Consider the following 15,855-nt stretch of genomic DNA (forward strand, 5'->3'; position numbering starts at 1 on the left):
CGCCCATGCACAAACTATCCCTCCTGGCCCTCGCGGCCGCCTCCATCCTGCCCGGCATCGCCGCCGCCCAGGCCCAGCCTCAAGAGCGCAACCTGCCGCTGTGGGAAGCCGGCATCGGCGCCGCCGCCTTCAGTACGCCAGCCTATCCGGGTTCATCGGACCGCTCGAACCGCGGCCTGGCCCTGCCTTACCTGATCTACCGCGGCAAGGTCTTCCGCGCCGACCAGAACGGCATCGGCGCACGCCTGGTGAACACCGACAAGGTCGAATTCGACGTCGGCTTCGCCGGCTCGCTGCCCGCGCACTCGAACGACGTCGAGGCGCGGCGCGGCATGCCCGACCTCGGCACCCTGGTCGAATTCGGCCCGCGCGTAAAGGTCAAGTTTGCCGACCTGGGCGAGCGCGGCAGGCTGCGATTCGAACTGCCGCTGCGCGCCGTGATCGAGGCCAGGGGCGGACTGCGGCGCCAGGGCTGGACCATGGAGCCGCGCCTGGTGTGGGAAAAGCGTGGCGAGGCCGCGCGCTGGACCATGGAAGCCCAGCTCGGCGCCGTGTTCGGCGACGGCCGCATCAACCGTTATTTCTACGAAGTGCAGCCGCAGTATGCGACCGCGGAGCGGCCGGCCTACAAGGCGGAGTCCGGCCTGCTGCTGGTGCGCACGGGGCTGTTCGGCACGTATCGCCTGAACCCGGACCTGAGGATGTTCGGCTTCGTCCGCTACGAAACCTACTCGGGCGCGGCGAACCAGGACAGTCCGCTGATGAAAAAAAATACCGGCACATCGGCCGGTATCGGATTTGCGTGGACCTTCGCGCGCTCTTCGGAAAGAGCGCGCGCGTCCGAATGAAAGCACTCGTGGGCACGGGGTGCCCACCCTACGATGACGTGCATTCCCGTAGGGTGGGCTCTCCGAGCCCACGCGTCATCAACGCGACTTGACGAACGGCTTGCCGATCGCCTTCGGCGCCACCGACTTGGCCATCAGGCCGGCCAGCACGATCACGGTCACCACATACGGGATCATCTGCACCAGCGAGCCTGGGATGCTGCCAACGACCGGCAGCTCGACGCCTTCGAGCTGGATCTGGATCGCGCCGAACAGGCCGAACATCAGGCAGCCCAGCACGGTATGCAGCGGACGCCAGTTGCCGAACACCAGGGTCGACAGGGCCAGGTAGCCGGCGCCGGCCGACATGTCGCGCAGGAAGAAGCCGCTCTGGACGATGGCGAGATAGGCGCCCGAGAACGAGCACAGCACGCCGGCCACCAGCATCGCCAGGTAGCGGGTGCGCTCGACCGAGACGCCGGCGGCGTCGGCCGCGTGCGGGTTCTCGCCGCAGGCGCGCAGGCGCAGGCCGAAGCGGCTGTGGTAGATCACCCAGTGCACGACCGGCACCAGCAGGAAGGCCACGTACACCAGCACCGACTGGCCGCCGATCAGGTGGCCGTACAGCCAGCCGATGAACGGGATGTTGTCCAGCGCGGCGGTACCCGGCAGGACGATGTCGAACAGGCGCGCCTCGCGCAGGTCCGGGGTGCGGCCGCCTTCATGGAAGAAGAACTGGGCGAGCACGAAAGTCAGGCCGCTCATGGCGATGTTGATCGCGATGCCGCACACCAGCTGGTTGCCCTTCTGGGTGATCGAGACGAAGGCCTGGACCATGGCCAGGGCGCTCGAGACGCCGACGCCGGCCAGGATGCCGAGCCAGGGGTTCTGGGTGACGTAGGCGACCGAGGCCGAGACGAAGGCCGAGGCCAGGATCTTGCCTTCGAGGCCGATGTCGACCACGCCGGAACGTTCGGCGAACAGGCCGGCCATCGCGGCGAACATCAGCACCGGCGCGTTGCGGATCATGGACACCACGATGCTGGCGATGTGAAAGTCTTCCATTTATGCTTCCTTGCTGGTGCGGGTCAGGTTGATCAGTTTCAGGAGCGCCGGCGCGTAGAAATTCTCCATCGCACCGCAGAACAGGATGATCAGGCCCTGGATGAAGATGAAGGTCTCCTGCGGGATGTTCGGCTTCTCGAGCGAGAGGTCGAAGCCGCCCTGGATCAGGGCGCCGAACAGCACCGACGACAGGAAGATGCCGACCGGGTGCTGGCGTCCCATTAGCGCGATCGCGATGCCGACGAAGCCGGCGCCGGCCGGGAAGTTCAGCGACAGGTAGTGCGTCGAGCCCATCACCGAATTGACCGCGCCCAGGCCGGCCAGTGCGCCCGAGGCCAGCATGGTGACGATGATCATGCGGTCGATCCGCACGCCGGCGTAGTGCGCGGCATGGGTATTCAGGCCGGTCGCGCGCAGCTTGTAGCCCCACGACGAGCGCCAGACGACCACGCCGTACACGACCAGGGCAAGGATCGCCAGCAGGAAGCTGATGTTGAGCGGGGTGTCGCCGAACATGGGGAAGATCTTGTTCAGCAGCGGCAGGGCGGCGCTGTCGGCGAACACGCGCGAGGCCGGGTTCTGCTGGCCTTCCGGGATCATCTTCAGGATCACGTAGTTCATCAGGCTGGCGGCGATGAAGTTGAACATGATGGTCGTGACCACCACGTGGCTGCCGCGCTTGGCCTGCAGGTAGCCCGGCAGGAAGGACCACAGCGCACCGAACAGGGCGGCGCCGATCATCGCGACCGGGATCATCAGCCAGCCCGGCAGGTGGGCATCGAAGGCCAGCACGGCCAGCGTGAGACCGAGGCCGCCGACATACATCTGGCCTTCGGCGCCGATGTTGAAGAGGCCGGCCTGCATCGCGATCGACACCGCGAGGCCGGCGAAGATGAAGGTCGAGGCATAGAACAGGGTGTAACCCAGGCCTTCCGGATCGAGGATCGCGCTGTCGACCAGGATGTGCAGCGATTCCGACGGGCTTTCGCCGAGCAGGTGGATGACCAGGCCCGCCACCAGCAGCGCCGACAGCAGGTTCAGGATGGGGAGGGCGAAACCCGTGGCCCAGCGTGGAAGTTCAGTCTTTTTCATGTCTCTTACCGTCAGGACTTGTGCAAGCCGCCCATCAGCAGGCCGATGCGGGTAGTGTCGAATTCATCGATCGGCAGGATGCCGGTGATGCGGCCGCCGGACATCACCAGGATGCGGTCGGCGAGTGCGCGCACTTCTTCCAGTTCCACCGAGGACAGCAGGATGGCCACGCCCTCGTCGCGCAGGCGCAGCAGCTGGGTGTGGATGCTCTCGATGGTGCCGATGTCGACGCCGCGGGTCGGCTGGCCGACCAGCATCATCTTCGGCCTGGACGCGACTTCGCGCGCGATCACGACCTTCTGCTGGTTGCCGCCCGAGAGCAGGCCGATGCGCAGGTCCGGATTGTTCGGACGGACGTCGAAAGCCTGCATCAGGCCGGCGCAGCGCTGGGCGATCTTCTTGAAGTCGAACAGGCCCCAGCGGTTCTTGACGTGGTCCTGGTAGCCGAACACGGTGTTCTGCATGACCGAGAAATCCTTGATCACGCCGTCGCGCAGGCGGTCTTCCGGCACGTGGCCGATGCCCAGGTTGCGGAAGGTGGCCGGCAGGCCGTCGGCGTTCGCGCGGCCGGCGTAGGGCAGGTCCTTGCCCAGGAATTCGACCTTGCCGGACGTCGGCAGGCGCATGCCGGACAGGATCTCGAGCAGCTCGCTCTGGCCGTTGCCGGACACGCCGGCAATCGCCACCACTTCGCCGGCGCGCAGCGTGAAGTCGATGTCCGACAGCAGCGCGACGCCGTTGGCGTCCTTCAGCTGGACGTTCGAGACCTTCAGCACTTCGGCACCCGGATTGTAGGGCGCGCGCGGCAGCTCGCTCTGGATCGGACGGCCGACCATCATGTTGGCCAGCTGTTCCTTCGAGGTTTCCGGAGTCTTGACGGCGCCGACCACGCGGCCGGCGCGCATCACCGTCACCTCGTCGGTGATCTCCATGATCTCCTGCAGCTTGTGGGTGATCAGGATGATGGTCTTGCCCTGTTCCTTGAACAGACGCAGGATCTCGAACAGCGAGGCGGTCTCCTGGGCGGTCAGGACGGCGGTGGGCTCGTCCAGGATCAGGATGTTGGCGCTGCGGTAGATCTGCTTGAGGATCTCGACGCGCTGCTGGGCGCCCACCGACAGGTCGTGGACGGTGGCCAGCGGATCGACGTCGAGGCGGTAGCGCTCGCAGATCTCGCGCAGCTTCGCCTCGACCCCGGCGCGGTGCGCGGCCAGCTTGAAGCCGCCTTCGGCGCCGAGCATGACGTTGTCGAGCACCGTCATGTTCTCGACCAGCATGAAGTGCTGGTGCACCATGCCGATGCCGAGGGCGATCGCTTCGTTACTGGTGCGGATATCCTGCGCCTGGCCGTCGATCAGGACCTGGCCGCTGTCGGCATTGTAGTAGCCGTACAGGATGCTCATCAGGGTCGACTTGCCGGCGCCGTTTTCACCGATCACGCCGTGGATCGAACCCTTGGCGATCGAGAAGCTGACGTCGGCATTCGCCTGTACCGCCCCGAAGGCCTTGCTGATATTGCGGAATTCTACGGCTGGCTGCATAGCGATCCGTTTTCGTTAGACAAAGTAATTATGAAAAGCATTCATTCAAAAGCGCGCCGCGCCGGTTTCAGGCCGGCGCGGCGCGCTTCCTACGTAAAACAAGCATTCGCCTATTGCGGGCACGAATTCGACGCGCGGTAGTCGACCACCTTGATCTTGCCGCTGATGATGTCGTCCTTGGCGGCGAGCACGCGCTTCTCGATCTCGGGCGTGATGAGGGCCCGGTTGTATTTGTCGAGCGCCCAGTCGACCCCGCCTTCCTTCAGCCCCTCATAGGTAATACCGGAGGTGAACTGGCCGTTCTTCGCCTTCATGAAGGCGTCGTAGGCGGCGTTGTCGACGCGCTTGACCATCGAGCTCAGCATGGTGCCCGGATACAGGTAGTTCTGGTTCGAGTCGACGCCGATCGCCAGCTTGCCCTTTTCCTTGGCCATCTGGAGGGCGCCCATGCCGGAGCCGCCGGCCACCGCGAACACCACGTCGGAGCCGCGGTCGAATTGCGCGCGCGCCAGTTCGCCGCCCTTGGCCGGGTCGTTCCAGGCCGCGCTGGTGGTGCCGACCATGTTCTGCAGGACCGGGATCTTCGGGACGACCGATCGGGCGCCCTGCACGTAACCGCAGGCGAAAGCGCGGATCAGCGGGATGTCCATGCCGCCGACGAAGCTGATGGTCTTGGTCCTGGACGCCATGGCGGCGGCCACGCCGACCAGATAGGAACCTTCCTGTTCCTTGAACAGCACGGAGTTGACGTTCTTGCCCTGGGCATTGCCGTCGATGATGACGAAATGGACGTTCGGGTATTCGGCGGCGATCTTCTGCACCGGCTGGGTCTGGGAAAAACCGATCGACACGATCAGGCTCAGCTTCTTGCGCGCGAGGGCGCGCAGCACCTGCTCGGCCTGGGTGTCGTAGTTTGCCTGGGCTTCGAACACCTTGATGCCGGTTTCCTTCGTGAAGCGCGTCACGCCTTCGGCCGCCGACTGGTTGAAGGACTTGTCGAACTTGCCGCCAGCGTCGTAGACGATGGCCAGCTTGGCGCCGGCGATGTCGGCCGATGCGCTGGCGCTGAAGCAAAGTGCCGCGATCGTCAGACTGAGTTGCTTGAATTTCATCTGTTTTTCCTGAATCTGGAAGGACCTGCAAGCTTGCGCGCTACGCGGCAAAGCAAGGACCAGCCATCCGCGGGTCTCCTCGCGGACTGTGTCAAACCTTGGTGAATCTATGGTGTCGATTATGTAATCTGGCCGAGGCGGGCAAGACCGGAGAGTCGGCCGCAGCTGAGCTTCGTATTCGTCCTTGACGTTTAACTATGCATCAGTCTGTTTATTCGTGGCAAATACGATTTTACTTCGCAATTTATTTACTGGAAATATAAATAGTGCCACTTTTCGGTGGTTTCTTGCAGAAAACCACAGGTCTTGACAGCTGCGAAAGGCTTGCCGGGGCCGCTGCGGACCAGCTTGCCGCTTACTTTCCGGCGACCTGGATCGGCAGCGCGGCCAGGCTGGGGCCGGCGTCCAGGGCGGGCAGCGGGATGGCGTCGGCCGGGTCGGGAAGAAGGGCGGCCGCGACGGGAATCGCCGCGGCGGGGACGGGAATGAGAGGCGCCGGCGCGCCGTCGGTGGCGACGGAGGCGATGCCGGGTGCCGGAATCGGCGCGCTCGACGCGGCCTGTTCCAGCGGTTTGGCGAACTGGGCGCTCAGGAAGCCGGCGATGCGGCTCTGGGTGCCTTCCAGATAGGGGATGTTCATGTGGTCCGAGCCGGGCACGATGTCGTCTCCGCACAACTGGGCCAGCTTGGCCACCAGCTGGTCGGTATGCGAATGCGGGACCACGTCGTCGCTTTCCGCGCGCAATACATAAGTCGGCGCCTTCAGGGCAGGGGCGTACTTGATCGACTCGAAGCGGTGGCGCAGCATGTACTCGATCGGCATCACGCGGAACTTGCGCTTGGCGATCGCCAGGATCGAATCGTAGGGCGTGATCAGGACCACCGAATGCACCGGACGCTCCTTGGCCACCTGCACGGCGACGCCGGAACCCAGGCTGCGGCCGACCACGGCAATGCGGCGCGCGTCCACGTGGGCGCGCGCGGCCATCCAGTCGAACAGCATGCAGCCGTCTTCGATCATGTGGATCTCGGCCGGGTCGCCGTGCGAATCGCCGTAGCCGCGGTAGTTCACGGCCAGCACGGCCATGTTGGGGAAGAGCTTGCCGGCATCGCGCACCACCCAGGAGACTTCCTCGGAGCGGCCGCCGAAATAGACGACGGCGGGATGCGGGCCAGGAATCTGCGGGGTCATCAACCAGCCGCAGAGACGGGTGCCGTCGGCGGCGCGCAGCACCACGGGACGGGTGCGGTGGCCGCTGCTGCGCGGGCTCTTGACTTCGCGCTCGACGGTAGGATTGAACACGAGGCGGCGCTGGTTGGCCGCGACCGCAGCCGTGAGGCCCAGCCACAGCATGCTGGCAAAGCCAGCCATCCCTGCCGCTACTTTTTTCCTGGTGTCCATGCTACTAGTCTACCTCTGCCATCCTGAAACGTTCTGTGCGCTGAGGTACAAAGCCATGGAGGCGGAATATTTACCCAAGCGACGTTGCCATGTCGCAACGATAACATGGCTGGCGCAAAGCTGCAGGCAGGGCCCACTCAGCCGCCGTGCCCGCATTCGGATGCGTTAAGATGCCTCGGTCCTGTCGAATCCACTCCGGGAGACTCCGTGCACTACCTGCTGATGTATGAACTGGCGCCCGACTACCTGGCGCGCCGCGGCGAATGCCGCAACGAACACCTGAAACTGGCCTGGGAGGCCGAGCAGCGCGGCGAGCTCGTGATCGCCGGCGCCCTGGCCGATCCGGCCGACACCGCCGTCCTGCTGTTCAGCGGCGACGCGCCGGAAGTCGCCGAGCGCTTCGCCAAGGCCGACCCCTACGTCGTCCAGGGCCTGGTGACGAGCTGGCGCGTGCGTCCCTGGACCACGGTGGTGGGCAAGGATGCCTTCAACCCGGTTCACCCCGACTAGTCTTTCTACTTCGCCGGCAACAGCTTCACGACCAGGTTATGGGTCGTGAGCGCGAACGAGCCGTCCGGTGCGCGCGCCACCCCCATCGGCCGGTCCAGGCCGCCGGGCAGGGCACCCAGCTGGATGCCCTGGCGGCCGGCCACGCCCGCCACCGTGCTGGTCACGTTGTCGAGGTTGATCCTGCGGATGGTGGCGTTGCCGGTGTCCGCAATATACAAGTCGTTGCCCTCGACCGCGATGCCGCTCGGCGCGCACAGCCGCGACACGGTGGTGCTGCCGTCCACCGCCCCGCACTGGCCGGCCTGGCCCGCCAGGGTCGATACCGTCCCGTCGGACTTGATCATGCGGACGGTCGAATTGCCGGTATCGACCACATAGACGTTGTCCCATTCGTCCACGCCCACGTCCTGCGGATTGCAGAAGCGGGCCGCACCGCCGCGTCCGTCCGCGCTGCCGCACACGCCCGGCGATCCGGCCACGGTGCTGACCTTGCCGTCGATGTCGATGCGGCGCACCGTGTGGTTGCCGGTGTCCGCGATCCACAGGTTGCCGCGGCGGTCCAGCGCGATGCCCTTCGGATTGCAGAACTGGGCCGACGTCGTGCGGCCGTCGGCGCTGCCGCAGGTGCCGTTGCCGGCCACCGTGCCGGTCAGGCCGGCCGCCGTGATCTTGCGCACCACGGAATTGCCGGTGTCGGTCACGTACACATTGCCCTGGGTATCCGCCGCCAGCCGGCTCGGCCCGTTGAAGCGCGCCGCGCCGCCGCTGCCGTCCGCATAGCCGACCGCGCCGAGGCTGCCGGCCAGGGTCGTGACCACGCCCTTCGGCGTGAGCTTGCGGACGGTCGCGCTGGCCGGTTCCGCCACATACAGGTTGCCGGCGCTGTCGGCGGCGATGCCTTCCGGCGCATTGAAGCGGGCCGCCGAGCCGGTACCGTCCTTCGAACCGCTGCAGACGCCGCAGACGTCCCCGGCAATGGGGAAGAGCCCGGTCGCGCCCTGCGGCCGGTCGGGCCAGCTGGGCCAGTCGGGGTGGTTGGGCCAGGGGTGTTCCGGGCCGTCGTGCCAGACGACCCCGATGCCGAAGCCGACGTCGCCGCCGCAACTGGCGAGGCCAAGCGCGGCCAGCAGCGAGACCCTGCGCAATAGCGAATTCATGGCTGCCTCCTTGGGTGACCCACCGAGCATAGCGGGTGGGCGCCGGCCTGTCATGTGCACACGCAATGCGTCCGATATAAAAGCCACGCCGGCGCCGGCTGCGATGGCGGATCTCATCCATTCGCTGGACGCGCCCCCTGCTGAGGTAATATCTCCACGATAAAAAAATCCATACGGAGACCCATGCACACCGCTGTCAATCTGTGGCCGCTGCTCGGCATTGCCGTTGTCGTCGCCGGATTCCTGCTGCGCGCCAATCCGGTGCTGGTCGTGATCGCCGCCTGCGGCGTGACCGGGCTGGCCGGCGGCCTGTCCCTGGTCCACCTGCTGGAATCGCTCGGCACCGCCTTCGTCAAGACCCGCAACCTGCCCCTGATCTTGCTGCTGCCGCTGGCCGCGATCGGCCTGCTCGAGCGCGCCGGGCTGCGCGAACACGCCCAGGCCAGCATCGCGAAGATCCGCTCCGCCACCACCGGGCGCCTGCTGACGGTCTACCTGCTGGTGCGCGAACTCGCCGCCGCCTTCGGCCTGACCAGCCTGGGCGGCCATCCGAACATGGTGAGGCCGCTGCTGGCGCCGATGGCGGAGGCGGCCGCCGAAGCGCGCTATCACGAGAAAAACCTGAACCTCGACGAAGCGATGCGCCAGCGCATCCGCGCGATGAGCGCCGCCACCGACAACGTCGGCCTGTTCTTCGGCGAGGACGTGTTCGTGGCCTTCGGCGCCATCGTGCTGATGCAGACCATCCTGCGCGCCGAAGGGCTCGAAGTCGATCCCCTGCACATGGCGCTGTGGGGCATCCCGACCGCGGTCACGGCCTTCCTCATCCACGCCTGGAACCTGCGCCGGCTCGACGCCCGCATCCTGCGCTGCACGAACACGCCGCGCCGCGTGGCCGATGGAGTGACGCAATGATCCTCGCGCTCGACGATTTCTACGTGGTGGTCGGCCTGCTGTTCGCGGCCACGGCCATCATGAACCTGCGCGACCGCAGCAATCCGCGCCGTTTCACGAGCGCGCTGTTCTGGGGCCTGTATGCGCTGCTCTACCTGGCAGGCGGGCGCATGCCGCCGGCCGCCACCGGCCTGCTCATGGTCGCGATGGCGCTGGTGGCGGGCGTCGGCCTGGTGAGGGGAGGGAAGGCGAATCCGCCGCCGGAAGACGCGCGCCGCGCCAGCGCGGCCCGGCTCGGGCACAAGCTGCTGGTGCCGGCACTGGCGATTCCGGTGGTGACCATGATCGGCTCGACCCTGCTGAAGGACGTGCGCATCGATGCCGCCTTTTTGCTCGATCCGAAGAACCTGACCCTGGTGAGCATGGGCTGCGGTTCCATCGTCGCCCTGGCGCTGGCCTGCTGGCTGACGCGCGCCACGCCGCTGCAGGGCGTGCGCGAGGCGCGCCGCCTGATCGACGCGATGGGCTGGGCGGTGGTGCTGCCGCACATGCTGGCCGTGCTCGGCCTGCTGTTTTCGGAAGCCGGCGTCGGCAAGGCCGTGGCCCACATCACGACCTCCTATATTCCGATGGATTCGCGGCTGGTGGCCTGCGCCGCCTTCTGCATCGGCATGGCGCTGTTCACGGTCGTGATGGGCAACGGCTTCGCCGCCTTCCCGGTCATCGCCGGCGGCATCGGGATTCCGATACTGGTCGGGGTGTATCATGCGAATCCGGCCGTGATGGCGGCGATCGGCATGTTCAGCGCCTATTGCGGCACCCTGATGACGCCGATGGCCGCCAACTTCAACATCGTCCCGGCGGCCCTGCTCGAGCTGCCGGACAAGAACGCCGTGATCAAGGCCCAGCTGCCGACCGCGCTGCCGCTGCTGCTGGCAAATATCGTCCTGCTCTATTTCCTGATGTATCGATGATCTCATGAAGACTGTTCTGCTCACCGGATTCGAGCCCTTCAACGGCGCATCCATCAACCCGGCATGGGAAGCCGTGCGCCTGCTGGAAGGCTGGTCCGGCGATGGTTTCAAGGTCGAAGTGCGCCTGCTGCCCTGCGTGTTCGGCCGCGCCGCCGAGGCGCTGCTCGGCTTCGTCGACGACGTCCGTCCCGACATCGCGATCGCGGTGGGGCAGGCCGGCGGACGCCCCGAGATCTCGGTGGAGCGCATCGCCATCAACGTCGACGACGCGCGCTTCCTCGACAACGCCGGCCAGCAGCCGATCGACGTGCCGATCGTCGAGGACGGCCCGGCCGCCTATTTCACGACCCTGCCGATCAAGGCCATGGTGGCGGCGATGCGCGAGCAGGGCCTGAAGGCGGGCGTGTCCCAGACCGCCGGCACCTTCGTGTGCAATCACGTGTTCTATGCACTGATGCACCACCTGCGCGGGCAGGGCGTGAAGGCCGGCTTCATCCACGTGCCCTTCCTGCCCGAGCAGGCCGCGGCCTGGCCCGAGCCGACACCGTCGATGGAACTGGAGGAGATCGTGGCGGGCTTGCGGCTTGCGGTCGAGGTGGCGCTGGAAGTGGATGCCGACGTGGCGCTGGCGGGTGGGGCGACGCATTGAGTTTTCCGATCCCCGGCCATTCGGCGGATGGCTGGGGACGGGCGAAAGTCTTAGCCGAAGGTGAACGCGAAGGCGCTGGCGCCGGCGTCGAGGAAGCGGATCTCGAACAGGCGTTCCTTCACCGCGCCGGACTGCCTGACGAGCTGGTAGAGCCGCGTCTCGCCGATGCTGCCGTTACCGTCGACGTCGGTGTCCGAGCCGTGATCCGCTCCGGGCGCGCGGCCGTCGATGCGGACCTGGAAGCGCACCGGCTTGCCGCCGGGGCCCGGTCCCAGCACCAGGTGCAGGTCGCGCGCGCTGAAGCGGTAGGCGATGCTGCCGTCCGGGCTGTTCAGGCGGGCACGCTCGGCGCCGACGGTCCAGTTGCCGCCGAGGCTCCATTGGTTCGATCCGACCTCCGACCTCGCGTAATCGTGCGCCACATCGCGTTCGAGCCGCCTGCCGCCGGCGAAATTGGCGGCCTGCGCATAGCCTAGATAGGTTTCGCCGGATCCCAGGTGCGCGAGGTCGGGGGCGGACTGTTCGCCGGCGGCGCGCGGTGTGACGAGGGTGTCCGGCGCGCCGGCCTTGCCCGCTTCCGCCAGCAGGGACTGGATGATGCGTTCGGTCTTCTCGTAGTTGCCTTCGCCGACGACGCGCGCGCGCAGCCGGCCGCGCGCATCGGCAATGTAGAACACGGGCCAGGCATTGTTGCGGAAGGCGGTCCAGATGCGGCGGTCGCTGTCCACGGCCACCGGGTAGTCGATCATGAAGCGTGCAAGCGCCTGGTTGACGTTCGCGAGGTCCTTCTCGAAGTCGAACTCCGGCGTGTGGACGCCGACCACGACCAGGCCCTGGTCATGGTATTTCCGTTCCCAGGCGCGCAGGTAGGGCAAGGTGCGGATGCAGTTGATGCAGGAATAGGTCCAGAAGTCGACCAGCACCACCTTGCCCTGCAGCTGCCTGCCGGTGAGGGCAGGGGAGTTCAGCCAGGTCACGGCGCCGTCCAGTGGCGGCAGGGTGCCGAGTACCGGCAGGTCGCTGCGATAGTCGGTGCCGGCGGCGCCGGCCGCCGGCATCATCGAGACGGCGGCGCCGGCCGCGGCCGCCGCAAGGACGGCGCCGGACAGCCGGCGCAGCGGATGGCGAAGCATGCGTTCGAATGCGAACATGGCGGGTTTCCTTTCCGTCTCAGAGATGGTCGACTTCGATCACGGCGTCGGCGAAGGCGCGCGGCGCTTCCTGCGGCAGGTTGTGGCCGATGCCGCCGCGGATCAGTTCATGCTTGTACTTGCCGGTGAAGCGCTTGGCGTAGGCGGCCGGTTCCGGATGCGGCGCGCCGTTGGCGTCGCCTTCCATGGTGATCGTCGGGACCGTGATGGCGGGCGATGCGGCGAGGCTGGCTTCCAGCCCCGCATATCTGGCTTCGCCGTCCGCCAGGCCGAGCCGCCAGCGGTAGTTGTGGATCGTGATGGCGGCGTGGTCCGGGTTGTCCAGTGAGGCGGCGCTGCGTTCGAAGGTGGCGTCGTCGAAGTGCCAGCGGGGCGAGGCCGTCTGCCAGATCAGTTTGGCGAAATCGCGGCGGTTCTTTGCGTAGCCGGCGCGGCCGCGCTCGGTGGCGAAATAGAACTGGTACCACCACTGCTGTTCCGCGGCGGGCGGCAGCGGCTGCTTGCCGGCTTCCTGGCTGCCGATCAGGTAGCCGCTCACCGACACCAGGCCCTTGACGCGCTGCGGCCACAGGGCGGCGACGATGTCCGCCGTGCGCGCGCCCCAGTCGTAGCCGGCCAGGATCGCGCGGTCGATCTTCAGCGCATCCATCAGCGCGACGACGTCGGTCGCGAGCGCCGCCGGTTCGCCGTTGCGCACGGCATGGGCGTCGAGGAAGCGGGTGCTGCCATAACCGCGCAGGTGGGGCACGATCACGCGATAGCCGGCCCTGGTCAGCAGGGGAACGACGTCGACGTAGCTGTGGATGTCGTAGGGCCAGCCGTGCAGGAGGATCACGACGGGGGCCGTGGCCGGGCCTTCGTCCACGTAGCCGACATTCAGGACGCCCGCGTCCACCTGCTTGACCGAGGCGAAGCCCGGTGCCGGCGTTGCCGCTTGCGCCGCGCAGGGCAGGGCGAAGGATGCGGCGGCCAGGGCGGTTGCCGCTGCCAGGACGCGGATGCCGGACTGCTTGTCGTGCTTGCTCATGCTTGACTCCGATGACGGTTGAAGGAGAAGTTGCTGAAAATTACTTGCGACGATAATCATTATGATCGTAAATTTATACGAAGCTTCGGCGCTTTTCAAGTACGATAATCGTTATCGCGATAATTAATTTTTGGGGATGTCAAATGAGCAGGGACGATCAGAAGCGCAAAAACGCCGCAAAGCTCGGCGATTTCATGTGCTTTGCCATCTACTCGACCAACCTGGCCTATTCGCGCGTCTACAAGCCGGTGCTCGAGCAACTGGGGCTGACCTATCCCCAGTACGTGACCATCATCGCGCTCTGGGAGCAGGACCGGCAGACGGTGAAGGGCCTCAGCGAAAACCTGTTCCTGGAGCCGAGCACGCTCACGCCGATGCTCAAGCGCCTGGAAGCGATGGGATATGTACGCCGCGAGCGCGACGCGGAGGACGAGCGCAGCGTCCGGGTGTCCCTGACCGAGGCCGGACGCCAGCTGCGCGAAAAAGCCTTCGACTACCGCGAGATCACGGCCAAGGCCGCGGGTTTGACGCCGGAAGAGTTCCGGACCCTGCAGAAGGCCATCGTCAAGCTGCGGACCAACCTGGTGGATGCGGCCGGCCCGCCGGGGTGATCAGGATTCGCCTTCCGGATTGACGATCTTCAGGAAGGCCCGCACCACCGGCGCATCGTCCTGGATCGGATAGGTGATGTAGAGGTTCGCCGACGGCGGATGGTTTTTGATCGGCAGGAAGCGCACGCCCGGCCAGCCGATCCGGCCGGTGGTCTCCGGCATCAGGGCCACGCCGAGGCCCGCGCCCACCATCGCCAGCAGGGTCTGCGGCTCGGCCGCTTCCTGGAAGATGGTCGGCTGGAAACCGGCGTTCACGCAGCACTGGATCAGGTAGCGCGGCTCGGCCGACTGGTCCAGGTGCAGGATCAGCAGCGGCTCGCCGGCGATGTCGGTCAGCTCGATGCGGTCCTTGCGCGCCAGCGGATGCTGGACGTTCACCGCCACGCAGTAATTCTCCTGGAAGCACAGGTCCTGGCGCAGGCTGGCGTGCTTCAGTTCGTCCTCGTCGCGCTTCGGTTCGCGCCAGAAGCCGACGTCGATCTGTTTTCCGCGCAGGGCGTCCCACTGCTCGTTCGGGCCGAGTTCGTGGATGGTCCAGGTCACGCGCGGGAACTGGCTCTGGAACTGCTCCAGCAGGCCGGGGATCGGTCCCCACATCGCCGAGCCGACGATGCCCACGCGCAGGCGCCCGACTTCGCCGCGGTCGATCTGGCGGATGGTGTCGACCGCCATCCGCATCCGCCCCAGCAGGTCCGAGGCTTCCTGCATGAAGGCCTTGCCGGCCACCGTCAGTTCGAAGCTGCGGGTGGTGCGTGCGAACAGGCGCACCCCCAGCTCGCTCTCCAGCTTCATGATCTGCTGCGAGAGCGGCGGCTGCGAGATGTGCAGGCGCTCGGCGGCGCGGCTGAAGCTTTTCTCTTCGGCCACCGCGAGGAAATACTTCAACTGCTTCAGGTCGATCGACATGGAGAACCCGTCAGGCTGTCGTTAATGGGTGGCGTGCAGCGCCACGGCCAGCTTGGTGCCGACCAGGGCATTGTGCTTGACCAGGGCGATGTTGGTGGCCAGGCTGCGGCCGCCCGTCAGTTCCTTGATGCGCGCCAGCAGGAAGGGCGTCACCAGCTTGCCCTTCACGCCCTGCCGGTCCGCTTCGCCCAGGGCCTGGGCGATGATGGCGTCGATCTCTTCGCCTTTCATCGCCGAGACTTCCGGCACCGGATTGCTGACGACCACGCCGCCCTCCAGGCCGAGCTGCCACTTGGTGCGGATGAAGCGCGCCTGTTCTTCCGGCGTGTCGAGCTGGAAGTCGGCCTTGAAGCCGCTGTCGCGCGTGAAGAAGGCGGGGAAGGCCGCCTGGCCCACGCTCACCACCGGCACGCCGTGGGTTTCGAGGTACTCGAGGGTCAGGCCGATGTCGAGGATGGACTTCACGCCCGCGCAGACGACGGCGACGCCGGTCCGGGCCAGTTCCTGCAGGTCGGCCGAGATGTCGAAGCTGGTCTCGGCGCCGCGGTGCACGCCGCCGATGCCGCCGGTGACGAAGACTTCGATGCCGGCCAGCTTCGCGCAGATCATGGTGGCGGCGACGGTGGTGGCGCCGAGCTTCCTGGTGGCCAGCACGTAGGCCAGGTCGCGGCGGCTGACCTTGATGGCGTCTTTCGACTGGCCCAGCTGCTCGAGCTGGTCGTCGGACAGGCCGATGCAGATGCGGCCGTCGATGATGGCGATGGTGGCCGGCACCGCGCCGGCGTCGCGGATCACCTGTTCGACTTCGCGCGCGGTCTGCACGTTCTGCGGATAGGGCATGCCGTGCGAGATGATGGTCGACTCGAGGGCGACGACGGGTTTGCCGGCGGCGCGGGCGGCCTGCACTTCGGGAGAAAACTGGAGAAAGGCTTGCATG

General features: G+C 66.6%; 16 protein-coding genes. 6 read left to right on the top strand and 10 right to left on the bottom strand.

Translation table 11 applies throughout. The annotated features are described in order from the left end of the window. Positions 1–5: 5 nt before the first annotated feature. Complete coding sequence (locus AC1DOQ_RS01130) at positions 6–848, top strand: MipA/OmpV family protein (protein ID WP_477359337.1); 843 nt, start codon at positions 6–8, stop codon at positions 846–848. A 78-nt stretch (positions 849–926) separates the two neighbouring features. Here AC1DOQ_RS01130 and AC1DOQ_RS01135 read toward each other — a convergent pair whose 3' ends face one another. From AC1DOQ_RS01135 to AC1DOQ_RS01155, 5 genes are all read right to left on the bottom strand, one after another. Continuing rightward, entirely contained in the window at positions 927–1,892 is a 966-nt protein-coding gene (locus tag AC1DOQ_RS01135) for an ABC transporter permease (protein WP_477359340.1), read from the bottom strand. Then, positions 1,893–2,984, bottom strand: coding sequence for an ABC transporter permease (locus AC1DOQ_RS01140; protein WP_477359343.1), 1,092 nt, complete (start codon positions 2,982–2,984; stop codon positions 1,893–1,895). 11 nt (positions 2,985–2,995) lie between these two features. Beyond that, positions 2,996–4,525, bottom strand: coding sequence for an ABC transporter ATP-binding protein (locus AC1DOQ_RS01145; protein WP_477359345.1), 1,530 nt, complete (start codon positions 4,523–4,525; stop codon positions 2,996–2,998). A 110-nt stretch (positions 4,526–4,635) separates the two neighbouring features. After that, positions 4,636–5,637, bottom strand: coding sequence for a BMP family lipoprotein (locus AC1DOQ_RS01150; RefSeq protein ID WP_477359348.1), 1,002 nt, complete (start codon positions 5,635–5,637; stop codon positions 4,636–4,638). Between the two features lie 355 nt (positions 5,638–5,992). After that, the gene (locus AC1DOQ_RS01155; RefSeq protein ID WP_477359351.1) at positions 5,993–7,039 is read right to left on the bottom strand and encodes an alpha/beta hydrolase; all 1,047 of its coding nucleotides are present in this window, start codon (positions 7,037–7,039) and stop codon (positions 5,993–5,995) included. 207 nt (positions 7,040–7,246) lie between these two features. On the opposite strand from AC1DOQ_RS01155, the gene AC1DOQ_RS01160 reads away from it, so the two are divergent. Then, positions 7,247–7,549: a YciI-like protein gene (locus AC1DOQ_RS01160; RefSeq protein ID WP_477359354.1), complete on the top strand. Its 303-nt coding sequence runs from the start codon at positions 7,247–7,249 to the stop codon at positions 7,547–7,549. Positions 7,550–7,554: 5 nt separating this feature from the next. Here the strand turns inward: AC1DOQ_RS01160 and AC1DOQ_RS01165 are convergent, their stop codons facing one another. Continuing rightward, the gene (locus tag AC1DOQ_RS01165) at positions 7,555–8,706 is read right to left on the bottom strand and encodes an NHL domain-containing protein (RefSeq protein ID WP_477359357.1); all 1,152 of its coding nucleotides are present in this window, start codon (positions 8,704–8,706) and stop codon (positions 7,555–7,557) included. A 183-nt stretch (positions 8,707–8,889) separates the two neighbouring features. Here AC1DOQ_RS01165 and AC1DOQ_RS01170 point away from each other — a divergent pair, with 183 nt between their 5' ends. The 3 genes from AC1DOQ_RS01170 to pcp are packed head-to-tail and all read left to right on the top strand — an operon-like array spanning position 8,890 to position 11,223. Further along, a complete protein-coding gene (locus AC1DOQ_RS01170; protein WP_477359360.1) occupies positions 8,890–9,621 on the top strand; it encodes a DUF969 domain-containing protein in 732 nt (243 codons plus the stop codon). Next, the gene (locus AC1DOQ_RS01175; protein ID WP_477359363.1) at positions 9,618–10,574 is read left to right on the top strand and encodes a DUF979 domain-containing protein; all 957 of its coding nucleotides are present in this window, start codon (positions 9,618–9,620) and stop codon (positions 10,572–10,574) included. Before AC1DOQ_RS01170 ends, AC1DOQ_RS01175 begins: the two co-directional genes overlap by 4 nt. Before the next feature lie 4 nt (positions 10,575–10,578). Next, positions 10,579–11,223 carry a pyroglutamyl-peptidase I gene (gene pcp, locus AC1DOQ_RS01180; RefSeq protein ID WP_477359366.1) on the top strand — a complete coding sequence of 215 codons (645 nt, stop codon included), beginning with the start codon at positions 10,579–10,581 and terminating at the stop codon, positions 11,221–11,223. Between the two features lie 50 nt (positions 11,224–11,273). Here the strand turns inward: pcp and AC1DOQ_RS01185 are convergent, their stop codons facing one another. Next, positions 11,274–12,374, bottom strand: a complete 1,101-nt coding sequence (locus AC1DOQ_RS01185) for a thioredoxin family protein (RefSeq protein WP_477359369.1) — start codon at positions 12,372–12,374, stop codon at positions 11,274–11,276. Positions 12,375–12,393: 19 nt separating this feature from the next. Further along, positions 12,394–13,401, bottom strand: a complete 1,008-nt coding sequence (locus tag AC1DOQ_RS01190; protein ID WP_477359372.1) for an alpha/beta fold hydrolase — start codon at positions 13,399–13,401, stop codon at positions 12,394–12,396. A 143-nt stretch (positions 13,402–13,544) separates the two neighbouring features. Here AC1DOQ_RS01190 and AC1DOQ_RS01195 point away from each other — a divergent pair, with 143 nt between their 5' ends. Beyond that, complete coding sequence (locus tag AC1DOQ_RS01195; protein WP_477359375.1) at positions 13,545–14,012, top strand: MarR family winged helix-turn-helix transcriptional regulator; 468 nt, start codon at positions 13,545–13,547, stop codon at positions 14,010–14,012. Here AC1DOQ_RS01195 and AC1DOQ_RS01200 read toward each other — a convergent pair whose 3' ends face one another. Continuing rightward, on the bottom strand, positions 14,013–14,918 hold the full coding sequence (locus AC1DOQ_RS01200) for a LysR family transcriptional regulator (protein ID WP_477359378.1): 906 nt from the start codon (positions 14,916–14,918) through the stop codon (positions 14,013–14,015). A 21-nt stretch (positions 14,919–14,939) separates the two neighbouring features. Continuing rightward, complete coding sequence (locus AC1DOQ_RS01205; RefSeq protein WP_477359381.1) at positions 14,940–15,854, bottom strand: pseudouridine-5'-phosphate glycosidase; 915 nt, start codon at positions 15,852–15,854, stop codon at positions 14,940–14,942. Position 15,855: the final 1 nt, after the last annotated feature.

Source organism: Massilia sp. 01N417, assembly GCF_056399645.1.

Excerpts from the sequence above, each read along its gene's own strand:
- AC1DOQ_RS01145 (WP_477359345.1), bottom strand. The coding sequence starts at position 4,525 with ATGCAGCCAGCCGTAGAATTCCGCAATATCAGCAAGGCCTTCGGGGCG.
- AC1DOQ_RS01205 (WP_477359381.1), bottom strand. The coding sequence starts at position 15,854 with ATGCAAGCCTTTCTCCAGTTTTCTCCCGAAGTGCAGGCCGCCCGCGCC.
- AC1DOQ_RS01150 (WP_477359348.1), bottom strand. The coding sequence starts at position 5,637 with ATGAAATTCAAGCAACTCAGTCTGACGATCGCGGCACTTTGCTTCAGC.
- AC1DOQ_RS01170 (WP_477359360.1), top strand. The coding sequence starts at position 8,890 with ATGCACACCGCTGTCAATCTGTGGCCGCTGCTCGGCATTGCCGTTGTC.
- AC1DOQ_RS01155 (WP_477359351.1), bottom strand. The coding sequence starts at position 7,039 with ATGGACACCAGGAAAAAAGTAGCGGCAGGGATGGCTGGCTTTGCCAGC.
- AC1DOQ_RS01200 (WP_477359378.1), bottom strand. The coding sequence starts at position 14,918 with ATGTCGATCGACCTGAAGCAGTTGAAGTATTTCCTCGCGGTGGCCGAA.
- AC1DOQ_RS01175 (WP_477359363.1), top strand. The coding sequence starts at position 9,618 with ATGATCCTCGCGCTCGACGATTTCTACGTGGTGGTCGGCCTGCTGTTC.
- AC1DOQ_RS01195 (WP_477359375.1), top strand. The coding sequence starts at position 13,545 with ATGAGCAGGGACGATCAGAAGCGCAAAAACGCCGCAAAGCTCGGCGAT.
- AC1DOQ_RS01140 (WP_477359343.1), bottom strand. The coding sequence starts at position 2,984 with ATGAAAAAGACTGAACTTCCACGCTGGGCCACGGGTTTCGCCCTCCCC.
- pcp (WP_477359366.1), top strand. The coding sequence starts at position 10,579 with ATGAAGACTGTTCTGCTCACCGGATTCGAGCCCTTCAACGGCGCATCC.
- AC1DOQ_RS01130 (WP_477359337.1), top strand. The coding sequence starts at position 6 with ATGCACAAACTATCCCTCCTGGCCCTCGCGGCCGCCTCCATCCTGCCC.
- AC1DOQ_RS01185 (WP_477359369.1), bottom strand. The coding sequence starts at position 12,374 with ATGTTCGCATTCGAACGCATGCTTCGCCATCCGCTGCGCCGGCTGTCC.
- AC1DOQ_RS01165 (WP_477359357.1), bottom strand. The coding sequence starts at position 8,706 with ATGAATTCGCTATTGCGCAGGGTCTCGCTGCTGGCCGCGCTTGGCCTC.
- AC1DOQ_RS01190 (WP_477359372.1), bottom strand. The coding sequence starts at position 13,401 with ATGAGCAAGCACGACAAGCAGTCCGGCATCCGCGTCCTGGCAGCGGCA.
- AC1DOQ_RS01135 (WP_477359340.1), bottom strand. The coding sequence starts at position 1,892 with ATGGAAGACTTTCACATCGCCAGCATCGTGGTGTCCATGATCCGCAAC.